The following is a 20,642-nucleotide window of genomic DNA, read 5'->3' on the forward strand; positions in this document are numbered from 1 at the left end:
TCCGGCCCAATAACGGTCACTTCGAATCGTCGCCCCAGTCGGATGAACAGGCGGGCTTTCGCGATAGAACTTAGCGAAATTGCCGACCGCGATCTTCGGTATTGTGAACCAGCGCTCCGCAACAACCCCTCAACCTACAAATCTAAGGCGATCGAGTTCGCTGGCCAAATCAGCTTCCGTCGCTAGGCCTAGCTCGATTGAGCGAGTGACGATGACGGGCATATAGGCGCGGCTGTCCAGAAACAGACCACTACCATGCTTGATTGCCGCAAGACCAATTGCATCATCGTTGACGATCGCAATGCTCCCCAGCTTTCCAACATAGCGTTCGTCATGGCGCCCTTTTTGACCTAGGTCGGCAAGAGCATTCCCCTCGATGATCGCGATCGTTCCACAAGTTATTGATCGGCGCATCAAATAGTCAGCAGGTAACACTTCGCGCGCGCCCGCAAGGTTGAACGCCGCTAATTTTTCCCAGCGTTCTGTTACATATCGGGCAGCGAGCGTGGGAACCATAAAAGCTGTCATCAGCCGTATCGCCGTTGCGAGTGCGGCCAGTTCTGGAATGCCATAGGCAAGACGACTCATCCGCTGATCAGGCGATCGGGCGGGGACGCCGAGTCTTTGCAAATGTCGAATACGGGCATCCAACGCCGTGCGTGCGGAAGGCGGCAGCATGCACGCCTCCAGCAGGACGGTGATCGCATCGGCGAAGGACAGATTGATCGCGCGTTGGTGAGGGTTTCGCATTGGCGGGGCATCGCCGCCTCCCACATCCGGCGCAAGAAAAAGCTTTACACGGCATCGCATACGATCTTATAGACAATTGGATGAGGTGGCTTCCATCCTCCCTGTTGCCCGCCGCGGACCGCGCGTCAGACGTCCCGTTCGCCCTGACAGCGGATGCTCGTAAGGCAACTATCCTTCACCTGATGTTTGCGTTGCCCGACCACCGAGCGGCCAAGACACTTTGGACACGCCAGTTCGAAAGCGACGCAGACGTCCAGGCTGTTTTGGATGCCGTCAGTTCGGACAGCGTGGATCTCATGTTTTTCGGTCACCTTACGCTAGTATTGGGCACCGCAGACCTCGACGGAATTGTAGATAGCATCATCACGGATGCTCGGGACGAGCGTCGGGCCCAAGCGGAAGAAGCAGCAGAATACGCTCGTGACCACGAAACCGTGGAGCTTCTGACAGCGCAAAAAAGGCGCGGTTTCTCCCTTAAGCTATGCCGCAAGAGTGAAACCGTCGCTGACTGGGAAGTGGTATATGATCGCGCCGCAGAGCGCGATCGGCTGTGCGACTGGCTTCGGTGGCAACGCGCTCGATTTCTTCAATTTCTCGAATTTGCGGCAGAGCACGGCGATGAGGCTCTGACTCGCCTGCTCACCGATGAGATGTTCGAAACCGAGCGTCTTGTGAAGAAGCAGGGCCGTAGCGCTGGCGGGGTGCGCCCGCTTCGCATGTGGCGAGGCGAGCCATGATAGAGATGGTCCCGTTTGAACTAGCGACGCCGGCGATGATCGTGGGTCGATCATTCGATGGTTCGACCGCGCCTCTTGGGCTGGGCGAACCTTTTGCGCTTCTAGGCGGTCATCAACTCGGGCCGGACGGTATTCCGATCCGGATCATGCACGACCACCAACCTGCGTTCCGGCAATGGATTGCGGAAAGTTGCAAAGAAGCAATCGCCGAAGAACGTCCCTGGTTCCGCGGAAGTCCGATCATGCTTGTTGGTCCGCCCGGCGCCGGACGCACTCATGCTGCCCGTTGGCTCTCGCGCGTCGTCGGTGTGCAGCATGTAATCCTCAATCTATCCGATCCCCTTATCGCGAGTAACATCGCGGCTTCGAGAAGCGTGACAGAGGCGGTTTGGGCACTCCCGATCACGATTGCGATGGCGGCTGCGCGCTGCGCTAATCCGATCGTCACGGTAGTGGGGACCGAACATGTCAGCGACGATGTATTGGCTGGTTTCATGACGATGGTCGACCCCGATTCTGGCCTCGACTGGAGCGAGGATCAGCTCAAAACGACGGTAGATCTCAGCGAGGTCACCTGGATCCTGCAGTGCGACCCGACACGCCCGCCTCCGACAGCGCTTCGCCGATGCTTCAGGCATGTCACTTTCGAGGCTCCGCCTGCCAACATCGATTCCTTGTTGGCATTGTCGATCATGCTCGAGGCAATGGGCGATTTAGGGATTGATCCAACCAATCCCGCATACACTTGGGCACGGATCTGTGGGCATCTTCCGCACGGCGGTCCGAAAGCGAAGCAGCTTTACGCCAGCATGATCGATGCCCTGAAGTCGATTCAATCCCCACACCGAGAAGATGTTGTCGAGGATATCGATTCGCCCTTGTTTCAATTTTCGCGGAGAAGATAAATGCTGTCTAACAAACACCCAGTCGTGTCGCCCGAACGACCCATCATTGGCGCGAGTGCTGCGCCCGCGCGCGGCACTCGCCTTTATCTCGTCGAGGAAACAAGGCGCGCCAGTCGTAGCATTGCCAGTGTCACCGCCGGTCGCACATCGATTTCGATCAACGGCCGGTGGCATTCGCTGCGTGGAAGGGTTGCAACATTCGAGCAATTGCTGCGCATTGCCTTTCCCAATCGACAACTCCGGACGCCTGAAGGTGCAACGGTCAGCTATCGTCAGGGCGTCGCCCCAGCTTCAGAAGGTCTGTTAACGCCTGGCGACACGGTCCCGTTGACCGAAGGACTGCTCGTAAGCGCGGTATCGACCTTTGCGAGCTGATCCACCCTCTTTGAATCTCGCGCGCGTCGATGAGGCCGACGCACCCTTTGTTTATGCAGATACAGCTTCGAGCCGGGCCGGCATTGAGGCGATATCCCAGCGCCTCTCCGGCGGCAGGATTGCAATAGTCGGCCTGGGAGGCACCGGGTCGGTCGTGCTTGATCTGATCAGCAAAACGCCGGTTGATGAAATTGTGCTAATCGATGGCGACACGGTGGAACAGCATAACGCATTCCGCTGGCCAGGTGCCTTAGCCTACTCGGACATTGTCGCTGCCCCACCGAAAGTTGCTCATTTCGCGGCGGTTTATGGTCGCATGCATCAGGGCATCAAAGCGCACGCAGTCCATATTGGGCCCGACAACCTCCAACTTCTGGCAGACGTCGATTTCGTTTTCATCTGCGTGGATAGTGTCGAGGCGCGCGCGTTCCTCATCCCGGAACTGGAAGCGATGGCGTTGCCGTTCATCGACTGCGGACTGGGGCTATCGCTGATCGACGATCAATTGACGGGTTTAGTTCGGGTTACCAGCAGCACGCCGGCGATGCGCGACCATGTCCATCAAAAACATCGCATTCCTGTAACCGGTCGCGATGATGATGATCTTTACCGAAGCAACATCCAGGTGGCCGATCTCAACATGCTTGCCGGTACGTTGGCGGTGATCCAGTACAAGCAGCTTCGCGGTTTCTACCTCGACACCGAGGCGGAATATCACGCTGTGTATTCGACCGATGGCAACAATATCGTCAACGAAGACCGGCGCTGATGGTCAAATGGTGCATCTGTCTAATCGAGAGATCTCGATGTTCGCTCGCCCGTGATCGACCAGTTGGTATAGTTCGGCAATCTCCCGATCGGTCGCACGCCAAGGGTATGTCTCGTCGGCATCGTTTGGAATCGCCGCCCTGGCAGCACCAGGTATCGGTCTGAGTGGCCGCCAATGGTTTTCAGCTTCGATTATCACAGCGTTGCGATCATTGCGGCAGCCAGCGAGCTTCAGTCCGTTCGCGCTAAAAAACGGGTGTTCACAAACTTCGGCAACGAACCGGACCCTCGAGGCAGATCGGGATTGCCCCATGCTCGTCACCAGTGTCTCGGGCAATTGCATGCCCTCAATTCTAAACCGCGCTTGCTGTCCGAGGGTTGCAATGCATCTAACCGATCCGGGGAGTTCCACTCGCTCGGCAATCGCCAAGCTGTTTCGGACCCGGATTTTTGCAGCCGTCTGGCCAAGGCTTCGGCGTGTGCGACGATCAAAGCTGCCAATGATGGGGCCGGCATCAGTGTGATCGCAAAGGCTGAGCCGTTTCCGAAAAGCGGCGGTGGTTCCCGACCAATCGAGCCAGGAAGCAAGGACGCTGGAGCCGGTTATAAGCCACAGTGGCAATGGCTTCGCGACCGCCTCCACGGCCGCGAGCATGGCCTGAACGCGCGTGTGGGCGACTGCCGCCTCGATCGCCGTTGCAAGTTGCTCGAGCGATGTTTCGATCGCGGCGGCAGATGCATCGAAGGTGATCGTTGCGTTCCCGACCTCAACCGCGAACCGGTCTTTGGTAAGGATGTGATAGTGCTCGGGCTCAAGCATGCCGAGCATCTGTTCAACGATGTTTTTCAGTCGTTGCATGTCCGTCGACGCTCATCCTCAGGGCTAGTTGCTTTGGGTTCGATCACTGTCGATCACACCGCCAGAAAACCACCCGGGATCCATCTATGACAGGCGCTACGAAAGCAACATTGCCAGGCCTTGTCGGCCCGACCCTCAGCGATAGTGATTCGCTGCAGTTATCCGGTCAAATGCCTGCTTGCGGGACTTGCCCCAAAGCGATGTGGTATCGCACATCGAAGCATCTACGCGCCTTCTGTCGTGAAATTCGCCTTATAACCTGGGAGCAGGGAGAGCAGGATCCCATCCTCCAATGCGATGGTCGGGAAGCCGCATTGATGGCGTCTGTCGAACCCGAGGGCTGAACTGTGGCGTCGCGCCGTCAGCGATTGCAGGAGGATGCAAGATGCCGCGCCCGATCGCCAATCGTGGGAAACAGGCTCGTGGCGCTCGTCTGCCGGAGAGCAAGCCGCAAGCCGGTCGCCATCGCCCGTCGCTCGGCGCGGCTGGATTTTCGATCGAAATTTAGCGTGTCCACATATCTGTTACCCATCTCGCACATCGTACGCGCATTGCCGCGTGCCCGTAGCTCCAAAGCAAACATCATAACCGTGGCAATAATTTCGATCAACAGTCGAAGCCCGAATGGCATCAGCCAAAGGCCGGCGGCGACACCAATAACAGTAAGTTCCATTAAATCTTCCATTCTATTTTCCAGACCACAATCAGATCCATTCCCTACCTCTTTCTTTAAAATCTCTTTTAGAATGTCCCAAGATGACGATTCCTTTGGCGTGACAAGCCGGGGCCATGAGCGGCCCGAAATCTTCCAACAAGCGCGTGAAAACTGCTGGGTGCGTCACCCTCACTTCGTCGAACTCAGACGAACGTCAGATCCGTGATGAACTTGCGACCACGTTTTGTCTCGATCGATCTGAGTCTGAATGGCTCTCGACCCTGCTGAGCGCGGACGAACTGCGCTACATTTTCGAAGGCCCTGATCATGTTGAAGATAAAGACTGAACACGCGCTTGGTTATATCCGTGTGTCTACGCAGCGCCAGGCGGATGGCGGCATCAGTCTCGAAAATCAGGAGCAGCGGCTCACAAAGCATTACAGTCAGCGGGGGATCGAGTTGGTCGGCATTTACCGGGACGGTGGTCTGTCAGGAACGACAGACAATCGACCAGGCCTCCAGGCCCTGTTCGAGCATGCGATGCGACCAGGGAGCGGCATTACGGAAATTGGCGTCTACAGCTTCTCGAGGCTATTTCGCGATCATTACCTGCTTGAGCATTATCGCCGGAAGCTGAAGCGAGCAGGCATCAGGCTGGTCGCGATCACCCAAGAGGTCGGACACGACGCAGAAGGCGATCTCGTCCGCTCGGTGCTTTCCAATTTCGACGAATATCAATCCAGGCAAACTGCCAAGTTCACGCTCGACACCATGCGGCGCAACGCCGAAGCGGGGTTTTGGAACGGCTCAGTGCCACCCTTCGGCTATACGACCGAAATCGCCGAGATGCGGGGGCCAAAAGCGAAGAAGCGTTTGGCGATCGAACCTTCCGAAGCGCTCCAAGTGCAACAGATATTCCGCATGAAGCGGATCGGCATCGGGCACGGACCGATGGGCTACAAGAAAATCGTCTGTCACCTGAATGCAACTGGATCGACGCTTCGAGGCCGCAAATGGCATGTCTCCAATGTGCGCGACATTCTCACGCGCTCGACCTATTGCGGTAAGCATCTCTACGGCGTTCATGATACGCGCAACGATATCAAGCGGCCTGAGGAGGATTGGCTGGTGGTAGCTGCACCAGTCATCATTCCAGAGCCCGAATGGCTGGATGTGCAAGCTGGTATCGCGCGAAATGCCAGCCACATCACCCCGGCTCGAATCGTTTCCGGACCGACAATGCTTGCCGGTATCGCTAAATGCGGGCACGCCGAGTGTGGCAATGCTCTCACCATCGCCACAGGCAAAGGTGGGCGATATCGCTACTATCGCTGTTCGCGGCGGCTGCGTCGGGGCGAGACAGCGTGTCAGGGCACAAGCATCCGCGATGAGAGGCTGGAAAGCATCGTAATCGATGCGCTGGAAAAACGCTTGCTCCAGCCCGATCGGTTGAAAGCGTTGCTTGCCAATTTGCTTGACAATAGTTCGTCTGCGGTTCGGGACCGCCAGGCGCATCTCAAGGCACTTCGAACTGAGCGCACGCGCGTAGATGGTGCCATCCAAAATATGTTTGATTTTATCGAGCAGGGAGTTGTGACCCCTCGCGACGCTGATTTTGCCTCGCGCCTTGCCGCGCAGCGCAGTCGTCGCGCTGATATCGAGTCCGAGATTGTTCTGGTCGAACAGCAGCTATCTTCGGCTGAGCGGCGAGTCACGCCCGAAGCGGTGTCTCGTTTGGGTGAGGTTATCTCGCAGAAATTACGCTCGAAAGACCCCGTCCTTCGTCAGGGGTACGCACGCCGGTTCATTGCGAAAGTTGTCGTAGAGCCAAAACTCATCACGATTACCGGTCCCATCAAATCGCTCGAAATGGCCTCGTGCAGGGACCCCGAGCAGATCGCACCTGTGGTGCCCTCTTCTGCTCGGGAGTGGTGCGGCCAAGAAGACTCGAACTTCCACGGGCTTTCGCCCACAACGACCTCAACGTTGCGCGTCTACCAATTCCGCCATGGCCGCACGGAAACGCCGCCGGATCGCTCCGGCCGCTGGCAGGCGCGAGCCCCTAGCAAAGGGTGCCACGGCTGGCAATGCCGCACCCATGCTTTTCTATCCCGGTGGATTGGTGGGTCGAGATTTGGCCGAGGACGAGGCGAGAAGGATGCTCAGCGAGAACCGGCGCGCAGCGTACTCAAGCACGTGAGCACCGGAAGCGCAGCCGAGCGTGCTTCGCGGCCCGTCCTCGGCTAAATCTCGACCCACCAATAGAAAGGCCCTCGCTCCGGGGGCATGGAACGAGGGCCAACCTAGCGTTCGTCACGCAGGCGGGAGAGGGACTTGGTCCGGTCAACAGGGGGAAATCCCGGAACCCCACTCTCCGCACCTTCATAACTAGCAGCGCGAAGCTGTCGCCGGGATGAACGGGCTGAAAGATTTGTGGCGGCAGCGGGCACGAACGGAGCGTGGAAGCGCTAAATTCTAACCCGGACGCCCGCCGCGCCGCGGGTCGTTCCAACGGAAGGTGCGATCGTTGACCGCGACGTTGAATTTCTGATCGCTCAGCCGGATCGTCGTGCGGTTGTTCTGGCTGTCGAGCGCAACCCAGCCCTGCAGGCGCAACCCGCCGGGGGCGGCATTGTCCCGCGCGAAGATCATCGTGATCCGGCCGTATTGCGGGCGCTTGGGATCATGCGCCTCGACCGTCAGCACGCGGGGGTCGCTGCCCGGCACGACCTTGGCATAACGCGTGATGTCCTGGCGCGGATCGATCAGCACGCCCAGCGGCGAATCGCCGATCGGCCAGCGCTGCTGCTGGCGCACCTGATAATCGAGGAAATAGAGGTTCCGACCGTCGGCGACGATCAGATAGGGGATGCCCTGCTGATACTGGAACCGGATCTTGCCCGGCTTTTTCAGCGTCATCGTGCCCGTCAGCACCTTTCCGGCGCGGTCGGTCTGGGTGAAGGCGGCGGTCATGCTTTCGGTCTGTTGCAGATGACGCTGGACCGCGGCCAGATCACCCGATTGCGCCACCGCCACCGGGGCCGACGTCATGAAGGCAGGCGCCGCGACCGCAGCCGCCGCGAGGGTCAGGGAAACGCGCAGTTTCACGTTGTTCTTTCTCCACATCATGCCCGGCGGCCTAGGGGGGCGGGCTTGAACCTATAGTGAACCCGCCCAACCCCTTCACCCTTCATTGCGTTCCCGCAACTTTATCGGCGCGCGATCAAGATTTGTTTCAACCCGGTTGCAACTGGCGCTAGACCGCGCGGGTTTCGACATGCGAAAGATCGGAAGGCACGGATTTGGGCGAGACGCGGCAAAGCGATATCCTGATCGTCGGCTCGGGCGCGGCGGGGCTGACCGCGGCTTTGAATCTGGCCGATCGATTTCGTGTAACGGTGCTCGCCAAGGGTGCGCTCAACGAAGGATCGACCGCTTGGGCGCAGGGCGGGATCGCCGCGGTGCTCGAACCGGGCGACACGTTCGACAATCATGTCGAGGATACGATGATCGCAGGCGCGGGCCTGAACGACCGCGACATCGTCGAATTCGTCGTCGAGGGTGCCCCCGCCGCTATTGCCCGCCTCGTCGAACTGGGCGTGCCGTTCAACAGCCACGGCGGGGCGCTGCATTTGACGCGCGAAGGCGGGCATTCGCATCGCCGCATCGTCCATGTCGACGACGCCACCGGCTGGGCCGTTCAGGAGGCCCTGATCCGTGCCGCCGAAGCGCATCCCAACATCACCCTCGTCCCCCATCAGGTGGCGATCGATCTGGCGACCAGCCGACACGAGGAACGCTATTCGGGCGCGGGCCGCGTCTGGGGGGCCTATGCGGTCGACAAGGTTTCCGGCCATGTCAGCCTGTTCACCGCGCGCGCGACGATCCTGGCGACGGGCGGCGCGGGGCGGACCTATCAATTCTCGACCGCGCCGCGCGGCGCGACCGGCGACGGCATCGCGATGGCGTGGCGCGCGGGCTGTCGCGTGTCGAACATGGAATTCATGCAATTCCACCCGACCTGCCTGTTCAATCTGGAGGTCAAGAATTTCCTGATAACCGAGGCGGTGCGCGGCGAAGGCGGGCAGCTAAAGATCCCCCCAAATGAAAAGGGGGAGCCCGGCAATCGCTTCATGCCCGAGTTCGACCCCCGCGCCGAACTCGCGCCGCGCGATGTGGTGGCGCGCGCGATCGATCATGAGATCAAGCGGCTGGGCCTTGATTACGTCCATCTCGACATCAGCCATCAGCCGCCCGAATTCGTCCGCGAGCATTTTCCGACGATTCATGCCAAGCTGCTGGGGCTGGGCATCGACATGACGACGCAGCCGATCCCGGTGGTGCCCGCCCAGCATTATACGTGCGGCGGGATCGTCATCGACCGGGACGGGCGCACCGACCTGCCCGGCCTCTACGCGGCGGGCGAATGCACCCAGTCGGGGCTACACGGTGCCAATCGGCTCGCGTCCAACTCGCTGCTCGAATGTTTCGTGTTCGGCGAGAGCGCGGCCAGGCACATCGCCGCAAGCTGGGACGACCTGTCGCCGGTTCCCGCCATCCGCGGCTGGGACGAAAGCCGCGTCACCGACAGCGACGAGGAAGTCGTCATCAAACAGAACTGGACCGAAATCCGCCGCTTCATGTGGAATTATGTCGGCATCGTCCGGACCACCAAACGACTCCAGCGCGCCGCCAGCCGGATCAAGCTGCTTCAGGAGGAAATCGCCGATTATTACGGCCATTTCCGCGTGACGCCCGACCTGATCGAACTGCGCAACCTGCTCCAATCGGCCGAATTGATCGTGAAGTCCGCGCTGCACCGCAAGGAAAGCCGCGGACTGCATTACACGCTCGATTATCCCGAACAGGCCGAACGCGCCGAGGACACGATCCTGGTCCCATAATCCGTATGCCACAGAATCCCCATATTTCAGGGGGATTCACTTTTCGTCGTTAAGGTGGCATTGTTCGTCGCATGGGCTTGGAACCCGGCTTGCCGGGCACAGCCCTCAGGGCGCATGATCGCACACGGGCAAGGGGCGAGTAGAAGCGTTGGGTTTTTTCGAAGCATTCACCGCGCGGCAGCGGGCACTGACCATCACCGGGCTGGCACCCGTCGTGCTTCTGGGATGCGCGCTGCACGAAGGGATCATCCCTGCGGGCGCGGCGCGTGCCGAACCGGTCCCCGCCGCCCGAACGGCCGCCGCCACCCCCGCCCCGCGCCCGTTCGTCGCACCGCCCAGCAACCGCGTCGCCATTCCCGTCCCCCCGCCCGCCCCTCGCCCTGCCGCGCCGCCGGCGGTGCTGGTGTCGAGTATCGAGGCGATGCACCGCGATTTCGGTGGTCGCGTCGGCATCGCGATCAAATCGATCGACGATGGCTGGACGGTCAGCGCGGGCGGCGACACGCCGCTGCCGCAGCAGAGCGTCAGCAAGATGTGGGTGGTGATGACCATCCTCGACCAGCGTGATCGCGGCCTGTTGAACCTGTCCGACCCGGTGACGCTCACGCGCCAGGATCTGACGCTGTTTCATCAGCCGATCGCATCACTGGTGCTGCGCGACGGCAGCCACACGACGACGGTCGAAAACCTGCTGCGCCGCGCGATTACGGCCAGCGACAATACGGCCAACGACCGGCTGCGGACGCTTGCCGGTGGGTCGGACGCGGTCAACGAATTCATCCGGCGAAAGGCGCTGGGCAGCATCAAGTTCGGCCCCGGCGAACGGCTGCTCCAGGCGGGAACCGCCGGGCTGACCTGGAACCAGTCCTACAGCATCGGCCGCAATTTCTACACCGCCCGCGCCGCGCTACCGATGGATGTGCGCCAACGTGCGTTCAACGCCTATGTCGCCAACCCGGTAGATGGCGCGAGCGCGCACGCGATGGTCGATGCGCTGGCGCGTCTGAAACAGGGCAATCTGCTGTCGGCGGCGTCGACCACCTGGCTGATCTCCACCATGCAGGAGACCCGCACCGGTCGCTCGCGCGTGCGCCACGCGGTGCCCGCAGGCTGGCTGTGGGGGCACAAGACCGGCACCGGGCAAGACCTTCCGCCGCGCACCGCGGGCTTCAACGACATCGGCATCCTGACCGCCCCCGACGGCAAGAGCTATGCGATCGCGATCCTGATCGGGGAGACCAGCCGCCCGGTGCCCCGGCGTCAGGAACTGATGCACGCCGTCACGCGCACGGTGATCGCGAACCACCGCCCGGACCGCATGGCATCGTCGGGGTCGCCGCAATCGGGCCAAACGCGATCCGGAATGTGAGCAATCGCATCGTTTGCTTGACCATTCCCCTACCCCGTTCGTTTCAAGCGAAGTCGAGAACCGCTTAGCAAGCTGCAAGGTCACGTTTCTCGACTTCGCTCGAAACGAACGGTGGGAGGGAGGCATTCCCTCGCGCCATGTGACCTAATCGCATCTCGCGCGCGCGCGTGGGGCTTGCTAAGCCCCGGCGATGGCCAATCATCTCTACCTGGTCGATGGATCGAGTTTCATCTTCCGCGCCTATCACGTGCTGCCAAAACTGACTAACCAGCACGGCGAGCCGGCGGGCGCGGTCTATGGCTATACGACCATGTTGTGGAAGCTCGTCAACGAGCTGCACAAGGCCGACGGCCCGACCCATCTGGCGGTCATCCTCGACAAGTCCGAGCACACGTTCCGCAACGAACTTTACGACCAGTATAAGGCGCATCGCCCGCCCGCGCCCGAGGACCTGAAACCCCAATTCCCGATGATCCGCGACGCGACGCGCGCGTTCAGCCTGCCGTGCATCGAGGAACTGGGCTGGGAAGCCGACGATTTGATCGCCAGCTATTCGAAGGCGGCACTGGCACAGGGCTGGTCGGTGACCATCGTCAGTTCGGACAAGGATCTGATGCAGCTCCTCACCGAGCCGAACATCGACATGCTCGACACGATGAAGGACAAGCGCTTCGGCCCGCCCGAGGTGGTCGAGAAATTCGGCGTCGGCCCCGACAAGCTGGGCGAAGTGCTCGCGCTGATGGGCGACAGCGTCGACAATGTTCCCGGCGTCCCCGGCATCGGCCCCAAGACCGCGGCCAAGCTGATCCTCGAACATGGCGATGTCGAAGCGGTGCTCGCCGCCGCGCCGTCGATGAAGCCGTCGAAGATGCGCGACAACCTGATCGAACATGCCGAGGCTGCGCGGCTGTCGCGCAAGCTGGTCGAACTGGCGTGCGACGTGCCGCTGCCGGACCCGCTCGATTCGCTGGAATTGAAGGGCATTCCCGAACCGCCCTTGCGGGCGTTTCTGGAGCATCACGGATTCCGGTCGCTGCTTGCCAAATTGCCCGGCGACGCGCCCGCCGGGGTCGATGCGCCCGCCAGCACCGAGCCGACCACCGCGGCTGCGCCCGACCTGCCCGACGACCCGCCATGCGACCACGACAATTACGAAACCGTCACCGACGAAGCCGCGCTCGACCGCTGGATGCAGGTCGCGCGGCATCAGGGCTGGATTGCGATCGATACCGAGACGACGGCGAAAGACCCGATGTCGGCCGAACTGGTCGGCGTATCGATGGCGCTCCACCCCAATCTCGCCTGCTATGTCCCGCTGGCGCATGGCAGCAGCGACATGTTCGCGGAGAAGCCGGTTCAGCTGTCGCCGGACATCGCGCTGCCGAAACTGAAGGCATTGTTCGAGGATGCCGCCGTGCTCAAGATCGGGCACAACCTCAAATACGACCTCATCATCCTCCGAAAGCTGGGGATAAACGTCGCGCCCTATGACGACACCATCGTCATGAGCTTCGATCTCGACGCCGGGCTGCACGGCCACGGCATGGACGAACTCGCCGCCACCCACCTGTCGCACAGCTGCATCGCGTATAAGGACGTGACCGGCACGGGCAAAAAAGCAATTGGTTTCCACGAAGTCGATCTGAAAGCCGCGACCCGCTACGCCGCCGAAGACGCCGATGTGACGCTGCGCCTGTGGCGGCGGTTCAAACCGCGGCTGACACGCGAGGAAGTGACGCGTGTCTATGAACGCGTCGATCGCCCGCTCGTCTCGGTCATCGCCGACATGGAAATGGCAGGCGTAAAGGTCGATGCGAAGGTCTTGTCCCGTCTGTCGGAGGAATTTGCGGCGCAGATGGCGAGCCTTGAGACCGAAATCCACGGCATCGCGGGCACCAAATTCACCATCGGCAGCCCCAAGCAATTGGGCGACGTGCTGTTCGAACAGATGGGGCTGAAGGGCGGTCGCAAGGGCAAGTCGGGCGTCTATTCGACCGACGTCAACGAGATGGAGCGGCTGGCCGCCGAGGGCGTGGAGATCGCGCGCAAGGTGCTCGACTGGCGGCAATTGTCGAAACTCAAATCCACCTATACCGACGCGCTCCAGCAACAGATCGACGGCAGGACGGGCCGCGTCCACACCAGCTACAGCCTGACCGGCGCGCAGACCGGGCGACTGTCATCGACCGACCCGAACCTCCAGAACATCCCGATTCGCACCGAAATCGGGCGGCAGATCCGCGACGCCTTCGTGGCGGAGCCCGGCAACGTCATCCTCGCCGCCGACTATTCGCAGATCGAATTGCGGCTAGCCGCGCACATCGCCGAAGTGCCCGCGCTGCGCGACGCCTTCGCGCGCGGCGACGACATCCACAACATGACCGCGCAGGAATTGTTCGGCGAGGTCAACCGCGAGACGCGCGGCCGCGCCAAGACGATCAACTTCGCCATCCTCTACGGCATTTCGCGCTGGGGACTGGCCGGGCGGCTCGACGTCTCGGCCGACGAGGCGCAGGCGATGATCGACCGCTATTTCGAACGCTTCCCCGGCATCAACCGCTACATCGCCGAAACGCTGGAATTCGTGCGCGAACACGGCTTCACCCGCACCTTGTTCGGGCGCAAGACGCATTTTTCGCGGATCAAATCCAAGCTCCAGCACGAACGCCAAGGGGCGGAGCGCGCCGCGATCAATGCGCCGATCCAGGGCACCAGCGCCGACATCATCAAACGCGCGATGGTTCGCATGGGGCCTGCGCTTGCGGAGGCGGGGCTGCCGAACGTGCGGATGCTGATGCAGGTGCATGACGAACTGGTGTTCGAATTGCCCGAAGGCGATGTCGAAGCCGCCAAGCCGATCATCGAACGCGTCATGGCGACGGCGGCGGAACCGGCGATCACGCTGACCGTCCCGCTCGGCGTCGACATCGGCGTCGGCCCCAGCTGGGGCGCCGCGCATTGAGCCAGTCCCCGACCGAAGGCGCAAAGCCGCCATCGGACGATATCAACGCGCTGGCACGCGGCGGGCGGACCAATGTGTTCGGGTTCGCGCTGCGGTTGCTGGCGCGCCTGCCGTTCCTGTTCATCGCGGGGCGCATCTATGGCCCGGAGATCGTCGGGCGGTTCGCGCTTGCGGTCGTCGTGGTCGAACTCGCGGCATTGCTTGCGACGCTGGGCCTCAAACGCGGGCTGGCGCAGGCGCTGTCGAGTACCGATCGCCCGCACGCGCATGTCGTCTGGGATGCCCTTGTCGTCGCCTTGGTCCTGTCGATGATCGCCAGCGCCGTACTGTTCGTGTTTCCGCAGGCGATGTACCCCAATTCCGAGGTGATCGGGCTCGAATGGCTGTTGCCTTGCGTCATCTTCGCGCTCGCCTGGTCGGACGTCAGCCTGGCGGCGCTTGCCTATCGCCACAACGTGAAAGCCACCGTGACGGCGCGCGCGGTGGTCGAGCCTTGGACGATCTCGATCGCGGCCTGGGCGTTGTCCTATGTGTCGTCGCGCGACGGGCTCATCATCGCCTATGTCCTGTCGATGGCGGCGGCGCTGATCGCCTCGATGATTCCGTTCATCAAAAGCTATGGCCTGCCGCGCGGATGGAACCCGCGCTTTTCCCAGATGTTCGCACTTGCCCGCCGGAACGGGCCGCTCGCGGGGGCCGACGCGATCGAATGGGGCACCCGCAACGTCGATCGCTTCATCCTCGGCCTGCTCTTTTCGCCCGCTGTGGTCGGCATCTATTACATGGCGCAGCAGGTCGCGTCGCTGCCGCAGAAGCTGAAGACCAGCTTCGACCCCGTGCTCGGCCCGGTCATCACCCGGAGTCTCGCGGAAAACGACAAGGCGGCGGTCGCGCGCCAGATCCGTCAGGTCGGCTTCTGGATCATGGCCGCTCAAGCCGCGTTGGCGCTGGCGGGCGGTATCCCGGCCGAAGGCGTGATGGGGGTGATCGGCCCGGAGTTCGTGGTGGGTGCCGGTGCGCTGTGTTTCCTCCTCGCCGCCGAAGTGCTTGCCGCACAGGGCGCGGTGGCGGAAGCCGGGCTGGTCTATGTCGCGCGGCACCGCAACCTGATGCTGTCGGCGATCCTGTTGAGCTTTCAGATCGCACTGAGCTTCCTGCTCGTCTTCGTGATGCGCGACCTTGGCTGGCCCGAAACCTGGCAGGCGGCGGGTCCGGCGGTGGCGCTGGCGGCGTCGCTCGCGATCGGGTCGTTCGTCAAAAGCTGGTTCCTGAAACGCATCCTCCAGCATCCGGTGTCGGGCCTGCGCTGGCCGTTCGTCTGGGCGATCCTCGCGGCGCTGGTCACCGGTTATTTCGTCACGCAACTGCCGGAATGGGCGGAGCTCATCATCGGCATCCCGATGATCCTGGCGGTCTATTTCTTCGTGCTGGGCAAATGGGCGCTGGAACCCGAGGACCGCGCCCTGTTCAAGAAATTGCCCCGCCCCGAAGCGCCGCTCGATCCGGGGGCGAAGGTGGGATGAGCCTCCACCTTGTGCTCCTGCGAAAGCAGGAGCGCTGGAGATTGACACAACCCGGCAGCGACCGATTGCCAACGCTCCTGCTTTCGCAGGAGCGCAATCGTTAGGGCTAGCCCCCGAGCGCCCGCCGCAACCGGTCGCGGATCAGGCGCAACTGCGCGCGCTGATCGACCACTTCGCTCCGCGGCGCGCGGCGCTCGCCCGCGAGCAGCTTCTGCACGCCCGCGATGGTGTAGCCTTCATGGTTGAGCAGCCGATCGATCCGGCGCACCAGTTCGACATCTTCGGGCCGGTAATAACGGCGCTGGCCACCGCGCTGGAGCGGCTTCAGCTGGGGAAAGCGCGTTTCCCAATAGCGCAGCCGATGCTGCGGCAAGCCGATTTCCTGCGACAATTCGCCAATGGTGCGCCACGCACCCTCGGCCTTGTCGCCGGTCGCCAACCCCGTGCTCAGCCCGCCGCGACGATGCGGTCGCGCATCATCTGGCTGGCGCGGAACGTCAGCACGCGGCGCGGGGCGATCGGCACTTCGACGCCGGTCTTGGGATTGCGGCCCACCCGCTCGCCCTTGTCGCGCAGGACGAAGGTGCCGAAGCCGGAAATCTTCACATTCTCACCGCGCGAAAGCGATTCGCACATATGAGACAGGATCTTTTCAACCATGTCCGCGCTGTCGGCGCGCGACAGTCCGATTTCCCGATTGAGCGCCTCGGCCAGATCGGCCCGTGTCAGAGTTTCGCCCGCAGCCATAGGTGTTCGACCCCCAATTGCCGTGATCACCCATGATAGCATGGGTTTAGCAAGAGCGGAAGCGAAGCGAATCGCGCTTCCGTCCCGTTTTAGACTCGCAGAACCGCAGCGCCCCAGGTGAAGCCGCCGCCCATCGCCTCCAGCACCACCAGATGGCCCGGCTTGATCCGCCCGTCGCGCACCGCCGTATCGAGCGCGAGCGGCACCGATGCGGCGGAGGTGTTGGCGTGCTGATCGACGGTTACCACGACCTTTTCGGGCGGCAGGTTGAGCTTGCGCGCGGTGGCGTCGAGGATGCGGGCATTGGCCTGGTGTGGCACCACCCAATCGACGTCCTCGGCGGTGAAGCCCGATCCTTCGAGCGCCTCGTTCATCACGCTCGCCAGATTGACGACCGCGTGGCGGAACACCTCGCGCCCCTTCATCCGCACCTTGCCGACGGTGCCGGTGGTCGATGGCCCGCCATCGACATAGAGGAGTTCGTTGTGCCGCCCGTCGGCGTGCAATTTGGTCGATAGGATGCCGCGCGGGGCGGCGTCGTCCACATCCTCGGCCGCCAGCACGATCGCCCCCGCGCCGTCGCCGAACAGGACGCAGGTGGTGCGGTCTTCCCAGTCGAGGATGCGGCTGAACGTCTCCGATCCGATCACCAGCGCTCGGGTGTGAACGCCGGAGCGGATCATCGCATCGGCGACCTGCACGGCATAGAGGAACCCCGAACACACCGCCGCCACGTCGAACGCGACGCAATCGTCGATGCCGAGCGCGGCCTGCACCTTGGTCGCGGTCGCCGGGAACGTCTGGTCGGGGGTAGCGGTGGCCAGCACGATCAGGTCGATGTCGGTCGGGGCGAGTCCCGACGCCTCGATCGCCTTGCGCGCGGCTTCGGTCGCGAGCGTCCCCGTCGTCTCGTCGGGCTCGGCGATGTGACGGAAGCGGATACCGGTGCGCTCGACGATCCATTCGTCGCTGGTATCGACACGCTCCGCGAGTTGCGCGTTTGACACGCGGTTGCGCGGCAAGGCGGAGCCGGTGCCCTTCAGGACCGCGCGGCGTGTCACTTGGTGGGCACTCCCGCTTGCGCGGCGCGTGCGTCTTCCTCGAAATGGCGAAGGTCTTCGTGGATGCGCGCGGTCAGATCGTCGCGCACCATCTTGGCCGCGACGGCGATCGCGTTCTCGACGCCCATCTCGTTCGCGCCGCCATGGCTTTTGACGACCAGCCCGTTCAAACCGAGAAACACCGCGCCATTATGGTTGTTGGGGTCAAGGTGATCGCGCAACAACCGCGTCGCGGGCAGCGAGATCAGGAAGCCGAGCTTCGAGCGTACCGAACTCGAAAAGGCGCGCTTCAAAAGGTCCGCCACGAACCGCGCCGTGCCTTCCATCGTCTTCAGCGCGATATTGCCGGAAAAGCCGTCGCACACGATCACATCGACTTCGCCGCGCGACAGCCGGTTGCCCTCGATGAAGCCGGTAAATTCCATCGGCAGATGGACCGCCAGACGCAATGCCGCGGCGGCATCGCGAATCTCGTCGGTGCCCTTGCCTTCTTCGGTGCCGATGTTGAGCAACGCCACGCGCGGGCGATCGAGGTCGAGCGCGGTCCGCGCATAGGCCGCGCCCATGACGGCGAATTCGATCAGGTTGCGGGCATCGACCTCGGTGTTGGCGCCCAGATCGAGCATCACCGTATCGGTCTTGCCCAGGCTCGGCAGCAACGCGGCAAGCGCCGGCCGGTCGATGTCCTTCATCGTCCTGAGCGACAGCTTGGCCATCGCCATCAGCGCGCCGGTATTGCCGGAGGATACGGCGGCGGCGGCTTGCCCGCGCTTCACCAGATCGATGGCGATGCCCATCGACGTGGTCTTCGCGCGCCGGATCGCCTGGCTCGGCTTGTCGTTCGCGCCGACCTGATCGGGCGCGTGGACGATTTCGGAGGCGGCCGTCAGGTTGGGGTGCGATTCGAGCCCGGCGCGAATCGCCGTTTCGTCCCCCACCAGCAGGAAGCGCAGACCGTCGAACCGGCGTCGCGCACGTGCAACACCGGCGAGCATCACCGCAAGCCCCTCGTCACCGCCCATCGCATCGACGGCGATCCTGGAGCTTGCAGACATGCGCGGGTCCAACCTCAACTAACGGGGTGGGAGGCGGATCAGCCTTCGACCGAAATGACTTCGCGGCCGTTATAATGGCCACATGCCGAACACAATGTGTGCGGGCGCTTCAACTCGCCGCAGTTCGAGCATTCCTGGAATGCCTGAACGCTGAGCGCATCGTGCGAACGACGCATGCCACGCCGCGAAGGCGAAGTCTTTCTTTTTGGAACGGCCATCTCGGCAACCTCTACGAAATCGAGCAGAAACGAATCGGGTGTCGCGATACGCCGACCGCGCTTTTCCGGACAAGCGACCGTCTCCGGCCACCCGCCGGACCAGCGGGATAGCGAGGTCGCGAGGCGAGCGGGTGCCTATACCGAATTTCCGCGCCGTTGCAAGCACTGCCCATGCGTGGGATGCCGATGAGGCACCACAATCCTCCGGACGCTCGACAGGAAACCCCTTACCCCCGCCGCGCGAACCAGATGACATGCTGCGGTCCCTTGCCGTTGCTGCGCGCGCGGACCTTTACCTCGTCCACCGCGAAACCCGCTTCGTGCAACCGCCGGGTAAAGGCGGCGTCCGCGCCCGCCGACCACACCGCCAGCACCCCGCCGGGCCTGAGCGCCGCCTTCGCCACCTGAAGCCCGCGCGCCGAATAGAGCCGGTCGTTGGCGTCGCGGACCAGCCCGTCGGGGCCGTTGTCCACGTCGAGCAGGATCGCGTCATAGCGCCCCGCGCTATCGGCAATCGCGTCGGCCACATCACCCATCGCCAGCGTCACGCGGGGGTCGTCCAGGCACCCGGCCATCAGTTCGGCCATCGGCCCGCGCGCCCAGTCGATGATCTCAGGCACCAGTTCGGCGACCGTCACCCGTGCATCCACGCCCAGCCGCGCGAGCGCCGCGCGAAGGGTGAAGCCCATGCCATAGCCGCCGATCAGCAGATGCGGCGCGGCGTGCCCGCCCAGCCGGTCGATCGTCAGCTTGGCGAGCGCCTCTTCCGATCCGCTCATCCGGCTGCTCATCAATTCGTTGCGGTCGAGCACGATCATGAAATCGCGCCCTCGCCGGTACAGGCTCAGCAACTGGCCGCCGGGCACCTGCGCGGTGCCGAGCAATTCTCGGGGGGTCATCGCATCACTTTCGCATCGGGCGGATCGCCCTGCCGATAGCCGCACCGCCCCGCCAAGGCGAGCCTGCGCGCCGCCCGGACGCCGCTAGGGTCAGGACCCATTAACGGCGCGGTCGTGACGGTGGCGGGAAAGTGGGCTGGCAAGGCGCGCGTGCGGCAGATAGCAACGCTATCTGGCAATCGCGCAACGCCGTCAGGCCGCTTTCCCGCCCCGCCCCTTCGGGGTGTCGCCCTGCAGGCCCGTGGCCGCGTCAAACCCCCTCGACGGGGCGATGCCCCGCCTTCGGCGCTTTTCCTTGCCACAAACCTGCAGGGCGACATCACGATCCGCGCCGTTAATGGGTCCTGACCCTAGTTTTGCGAAATGCGGCGTTTTGCCCTATCGGGACAGCAATGGACCGCGCTCGATGGGCGAGCGTGCCCGAGTCTTTCGACAACATCAGGAACCCGCACTCCCTTATGCCTTCGTTCAACCAGACGTTTCAGGAACGCGCAGAGCGCTCCGCCAAGGCCAAGCAGGCCGCACTCGAAAAGCTCCGCAACAAGCCGCCGGTGGACGAAACCGTGCTTGCCGAGCGCCGCGCCGCCGCCGAGCGCAAGGAAGCCGCGCAGGCGGCCAAGCGCGCCGAAAAGCAGGCCGAACGCGACCGCATCGCCGCCGAGAAGAAGGCCGCCGCCGAAGCCGCCGAAGCTGCCGCCGAGGCCGAGCGCATCGCCGCCGCCGAAGCCGCCGAGAAGGCCCGCCCCAAGCTGCCGACCGCTGCCGAGCTGAAGGCCGCACGCGACGCCCGCTACGCCGCCCGCAAGGCGCGCGTCGGCAAGAAATAACGCCACGCGCCGCCGCGTTCGCTTCGAC

Annotated in this window: 20 protein-coding genes, 1 tRNA gene and 1 pseudogene; 11 read left to right on the forward strand and 11 right to left on the reverse strand. The window is 62.9% G+C overall.

Features of this window, described 5'->3' with window-relative positions; all coding sequences use genetic code 11:
• Positions 1-129: 129 nt before the first annotated feature.
• Positions 130-750, reverse strand: coding sequence for a hypothetical protein (locus ACX0GZ_RS10630; protein ID WP_458816211.1), 621 nt, complete (start codon positions 748-750; stop codon positions 130-132).
• 182 nt (positions 751-932) lie between these two features.
• Here ACX0GZ_RS10630 and ACX0GZ_RS10635 point away from each other — a divergent pair, with 182 nt between their 5' ends.
• From ACX0GZ_RS10635 to ACX0GZ_RS10650, 4 genes are read left to right on the forward strand one after another with little or no spacing between them, the layout of a single operon-like run.
• A complete protein-coding gene (locus tag ACX0GZ_RS10635) occupies positions 933-1,487 on the forward strand; it encodes a hypothetical protein (protein WP_458816213.1) in 555 nt (184 codons plus the stop codon).
• Complete coding sequence (locus tag ACX0GZ_RS10640; RefSeq protein WP_458816215.1) at positions 1,484-2,392, forward strand: hypothetical protein; 909 nt, start codon at positions 1,484-1,486, stop codon at positions 2,390-2,392. The genes ACX0GZ_RS10635 and ACX0GZ_RS10640 overlap by 4 nt, the downstream gene beginning before the upstream one ends.
• A complete protein-coding gene (locus ACX0GZ_RS10645; protein ID WP_458816217.1) occupies positions 2,393-2,767 on the forward strand; it encodes a hypothetical protein in 375 nt (124 codons plus the stop codon). It begins immediately after the preceding gene.
• Positions 2,768-2,777: 10 nt separating this feature from the next.
• Complete coding sequence (locus ACX0GZ_RS10650; protein ID WP_458816219.1) at positions 2,778-3,536, forward strand: ThiF family adenylyltransferase; 759 nt, start codon at positions 2,778-2,780, stop codon at positions 3,534-3,536.
• 3 nt (positions 3,537-3,539) lie between these two features.
• Here ACX0GZ_RS10650 and ACX0GZ_RS10655 read toward each other — a convergent pair whose 3' ends face one another.
• A complete protein-coding gene (locus tag ACX0GZ_RS10655) occupies positions 3,540-4,394 on the reverse strand; it encodes a hypothetical protein (RefSeq protein WP_458816221.1) in 855 nt (284 codons plus the stop codon).
• Between the two features lie 361 nt (positions 4,395-4,755).
• Complete coding sequence (locus ACX0GZ_RS10660; RefSeq protein WP_458816223.1) at positions 4,756-5,079, reverse strand: hypothetical protein; 324 nt, start codon at positions 5,077-5,079, stop codon at positions 4,756-4,758.
• 104 nt (positions 5,080-5,183) lie between these two features.
• Here ACX0GZ_RS10660 and ACX0GZ_RS10665 point away from each other — a divergent pair, with 104 nt between their 5' ends.
• Positions 5,184-5,396 carry a hypothetical protein gene (locus ACX0GZ_RS10665; protein ID WP_458816225.1) on the forward strand — a complete coding sequence of 71 codons (213 nt, stop codon included), beginning with the start codon at positions 5,184-5,186 and terminating at the stop codon, positions 5,394-5,396.
• Positions 5,377-6,411 (forward strand): annotated as a pseudogene (locus ACX0GZ_RS10670) (recombinase family protein); the annotation flags it as partial. The gene ACX0GZ_RS10665 and the pseudogene ACX0GZ_RS10670, both read left to right, overlap by 20 nt.
• Positions 6,412-6,978: 567 nt before the next feature.
• Here the strand turns inward: ACX0GZ_RS10670 and ACX0GZ_RS10675 are convergent.
• A tRNA-Leu gene (locus ACX0GZ_RS10675) sits at positions 6,979-7,065 on the reverse strand.
• A gap of 459 nt (positions 7,066-7,524) precedes the next feature.
• Entirely contained in the window at positions 7,525-8,100 is a 576-nt protein-coding gene (locus tag ACX0GZ_RS10680) for a LolA family protein (protein ID WP_458816681.1), read from the reverse strand.
• A 251-nt stretch (positions 8,101-8,351) separates the two neighbouring features.
• Here ACX0GZ_RS10680 and nadB point away from each other — a divergent pair, with 251 nt between their 5' ends.
• From nadB to ACX0GZ_RS10700, 4 genes are all read left to right on the forward strand, one after another.
• Positions 8,352-9,953: an L-aspartate oxidase gene (nadB, locus tag ACX0GZ_RS10685; RefSeq protein ID WP_458816226.1), complete on the forward strand. Its 1,602-nt coding sequence runs from the start codon at positions 8,352-8,354 to the stop codon at positions 9,951-9,953.
• Positions 9,954-10,101: 148 nt separating this feature from the next.
• Positions 10,102-11,322 (forward strand): serine hydrolase, encoded by a 1,221-nt coding sequence (locus ACX0GZ_RS10690; protein ID WP_458816228.1) that lies wholly within the window; start codon positions 10,102-10,104, stop codon positions 11,320-11,322.
• 190 nt (positions 11,323-11,512) lie between these two features.
• On the forward strand, positions 11,513-14,284 hold the full coding sequence (gene polA / locus ACX0GZ_RS10695) for a DNA polymerase I (RefSeq protein ID WP_458816230.1): 2,772 nt from the start codon (positions 11,513-11,515) through the stop codon (positions 14,282-14,284).
• Positions 14,281-15,807, forward strand: coding sequence for a lipopolysaccharide biosynthesis protein (locus tag ACX0GZ_RS10700; RefSeq protein ID WP_458816232.1), 1,527 nt, complete (start codon positions 14,281-14,283; stop codon positions 15,805-15,807). The genes polA and ACX0GZ_RS10700 overlap by 4 nt, the downstream gene beginning before the upstream one ends.
• Before the next feature lie 106 nt (positions 15,808-15,913).
• On the opposite strand, the gene ACX0GZ_RS10705 is transcribed toward ACX0GZ_RS10700, so the two are convergent.
• The 6 genes from ACX0GZ_RS10705 to ACX0GZ_RS10730 all read right to left on the reverse strand — a co-directional run bounded on the left by ACX0GZ_RS10705 (position 15,914) and on the right by ACX0GZ_RS10730 (position 19,787).
• Positions 15,914-16,246: a MerR family transcriptional regulator gene (locus tag ACX0GZ_RS10705; RefSeq protein ID WP_458816234.1), complete on the reverse strand. Its 333-nt coding sequence runs from the start codon at positions 16,244-16,246 to the stop codon at positions 15,914-15,916.
• 8 nt (positions 16,247-16,254) lie between these two features.
• Positions 16,255-16,554, reverse strand: coding sequence for an integration host factor subunit alpha (locus ACX0GZ_RS10710; RefSeq protein ID WP_458816236.1), 300 nt, complete (start codon positions 16,552-16,554; stop codon positions 16,255-16,257).
• Positions 16,555-16,643: 89 nt separating this feature from the next.
• The gene (locus ACX0GZ_RS10715) at positions 16,644-17,615 is read right to left on the reverse strand and encodes a beta-ketoacyl-ACP synthase III (protein ID WP_458816238.1); all 972 of its coding nucleotides are present in this window, start codon (positions 17,613-17,615) and stop codon (positions 16,644-16,646) included.
• On the reverse strand, positions 17,612-18,670 hold the full coding sequence (gene plsX / locus ACX0GZ_RS10720) for a phosphate acyltransferase PlsX (RefSeq protein WP_458816240.1): 1,059 nt from the start codon (positions 18,668-18,670) through the stop codon (positions 17,612-17,614). Before plsX ends, ACX0GZ_RS10715 begins: the two co-directional genes overlap by 4 nt.
• A 38-nt stretch (positions 18,671-18,708) precedes the next feature.
• On the reverse strand, positions 18,709-18,888 hold the full coding sequence (gene rpmF, locus ACX0GZ_RS10725) for a 50S ribosomal protein L32 (protein WP_458816242.1): 180 nt from the start codon (positions 18,886-18,888) through the stop codon (positions 18,709-18,711).
• Between the two features lie 227 nt (positions 18,889-19,115).
• Positions 19,116-19,787: a spermidine synthase gene (locus tag ACX0GZ_RS10730; RefSeq protein WP_458816244.1), complete on the reverse strand. Its 672-nt coding sequence runs from the start codon at positions 19,785-19,787 to the stop codon at positions 19,116-19,118.
• A gap of 458 nt (positions 19,788-20,245) precedes the next feature.
• Here ACX0GZ_RS10730 and ACX0GZ_RS10735 point away from each other — a divergent pair, with 458 nt between their 5' ends.
• A complete protein-coding gene (locus ACX0GZ_RS10735) occupies positions 20,246-20,614 on the forward strand; it encodes a DUF6481 family protein (RefSeq protein ID WP_458816246.1) in 369 nt (122 codons plus the stop codon).
• The last annotated feature ends 28 nt before the right edge of the window (positions 20,615-20,642 follow it).

Source organism: Sphingomonas aestuarii, from assembly GCF_054457155.1.

What these genes read in the sequence shown, in the direction of transcription:
- ACX0GZ_RS10665 (WP_458816225.1), top strand. Translation starts at nt 5,184, where the DNA reads ATGAGCGGCCCGAAATCTTCCAACAAGCGCGTGAAAACTGCTGGGTGC.
- ACX0GZ_RS10735 (WP_458816246.1), top strand. Translation starts at nt 20,246, where the DNA reads ATGCCTTCGTTCAACCAGACGTTTCAGGAACGCGCAGAGCGCTCCGCC.
- ACX0GZ_RS10660 (WP_458816223.1), bottom strand. Translation starts at nt 5,079, where the DNA reads ATGGAAGATTTAATGGAACTTACTGTTATTGGTGTCGCCGCCGGCCTT.
- ACX0GZ_RS10635 (WP_458816213.1), top strand. Translation starts at nt 933, where the DNA reads ATGTTTGCGTTGCCCGACCACCGAGCGGCCAAGACACTTTGGACACGC.
- ACX0GZ_RS10680 (WP_458816681.1), bottom strand. Translation starts at nt 8,100, where the DNA reads ATGACGTCGGCCCCGGTGGCGGTGGCGCAATCGGGTGATCTGGCCGCG.
- ACX0GZ_RS10630 (WP_458816211.1), bottom strand. Translation starts at nt 750, where the DNA reads ATGCGAAACCCTCACCAACGCGCGATCAATCTGTCCTTCGCCGATGCG.
- rpmF (WP_458816242.1), bottom strand. Translation starts at nt 18,888, where the DNA reads ATGGCCGTTCCAAAAAGAAAGACTTCGCCTTCGCGGCGTGGCATGCGT.
- plsX (WP_458816240.1), bottom strand. Translation starts at nt 18,670, where the DNA reads ATGTCTGCAAGCTCCAGGATCGCCGTCGATGCGATGGGCGGTGACGAG.
- polA (WP_458816230.1), top strand. Translation starts at nt 11,513, where the DNA reads ATGGCCAATCATCTCTACCTGGTCGATGGATCGAGTTTCATCTTCCGC.
- ACX0GZ_RS10710 (WP_458816236.1), bottom strand. Translation starts at nt 16,554, where the DNA reads ATGGCTGCGGGCGAAACTCTGACACGGGCCGATCTGGCCGAGGCGCTC.
- ACX0GZ_RS10640 (WP_458816215.1), top strand. Translation starts at nt 1,484, where the DNA reads ATGATAGAGATGGTCCCGTTTGAACTAGCGACGCCGGCGATGATCGTG.
- ACX0GZ_RS10730 (WP_458816244.1), bottom strand. Translation starts at nt 19,787, where the DNA reads ATGACCCCCCGAGAATTGCTCGGCACCGCGCAGGTGCCCGGCGGCCAG.
- ACX0GZ_RS10655 (WP_458816221.1), bottom strand. Translation starts at nt 4,394, where the DNA reads ATGCAACGACTGAAAAACATCGTTGAACAGATGCTCGGCATGCTTGAG.
- ACX0GZ_RS10645 (WP_458816217.1), top strand. Translation starts at nt 2,393, where the DNA reads ATGCTGTCTAACAAACACCCAGTCGTGTCGCCCGAACGACCCATCATT.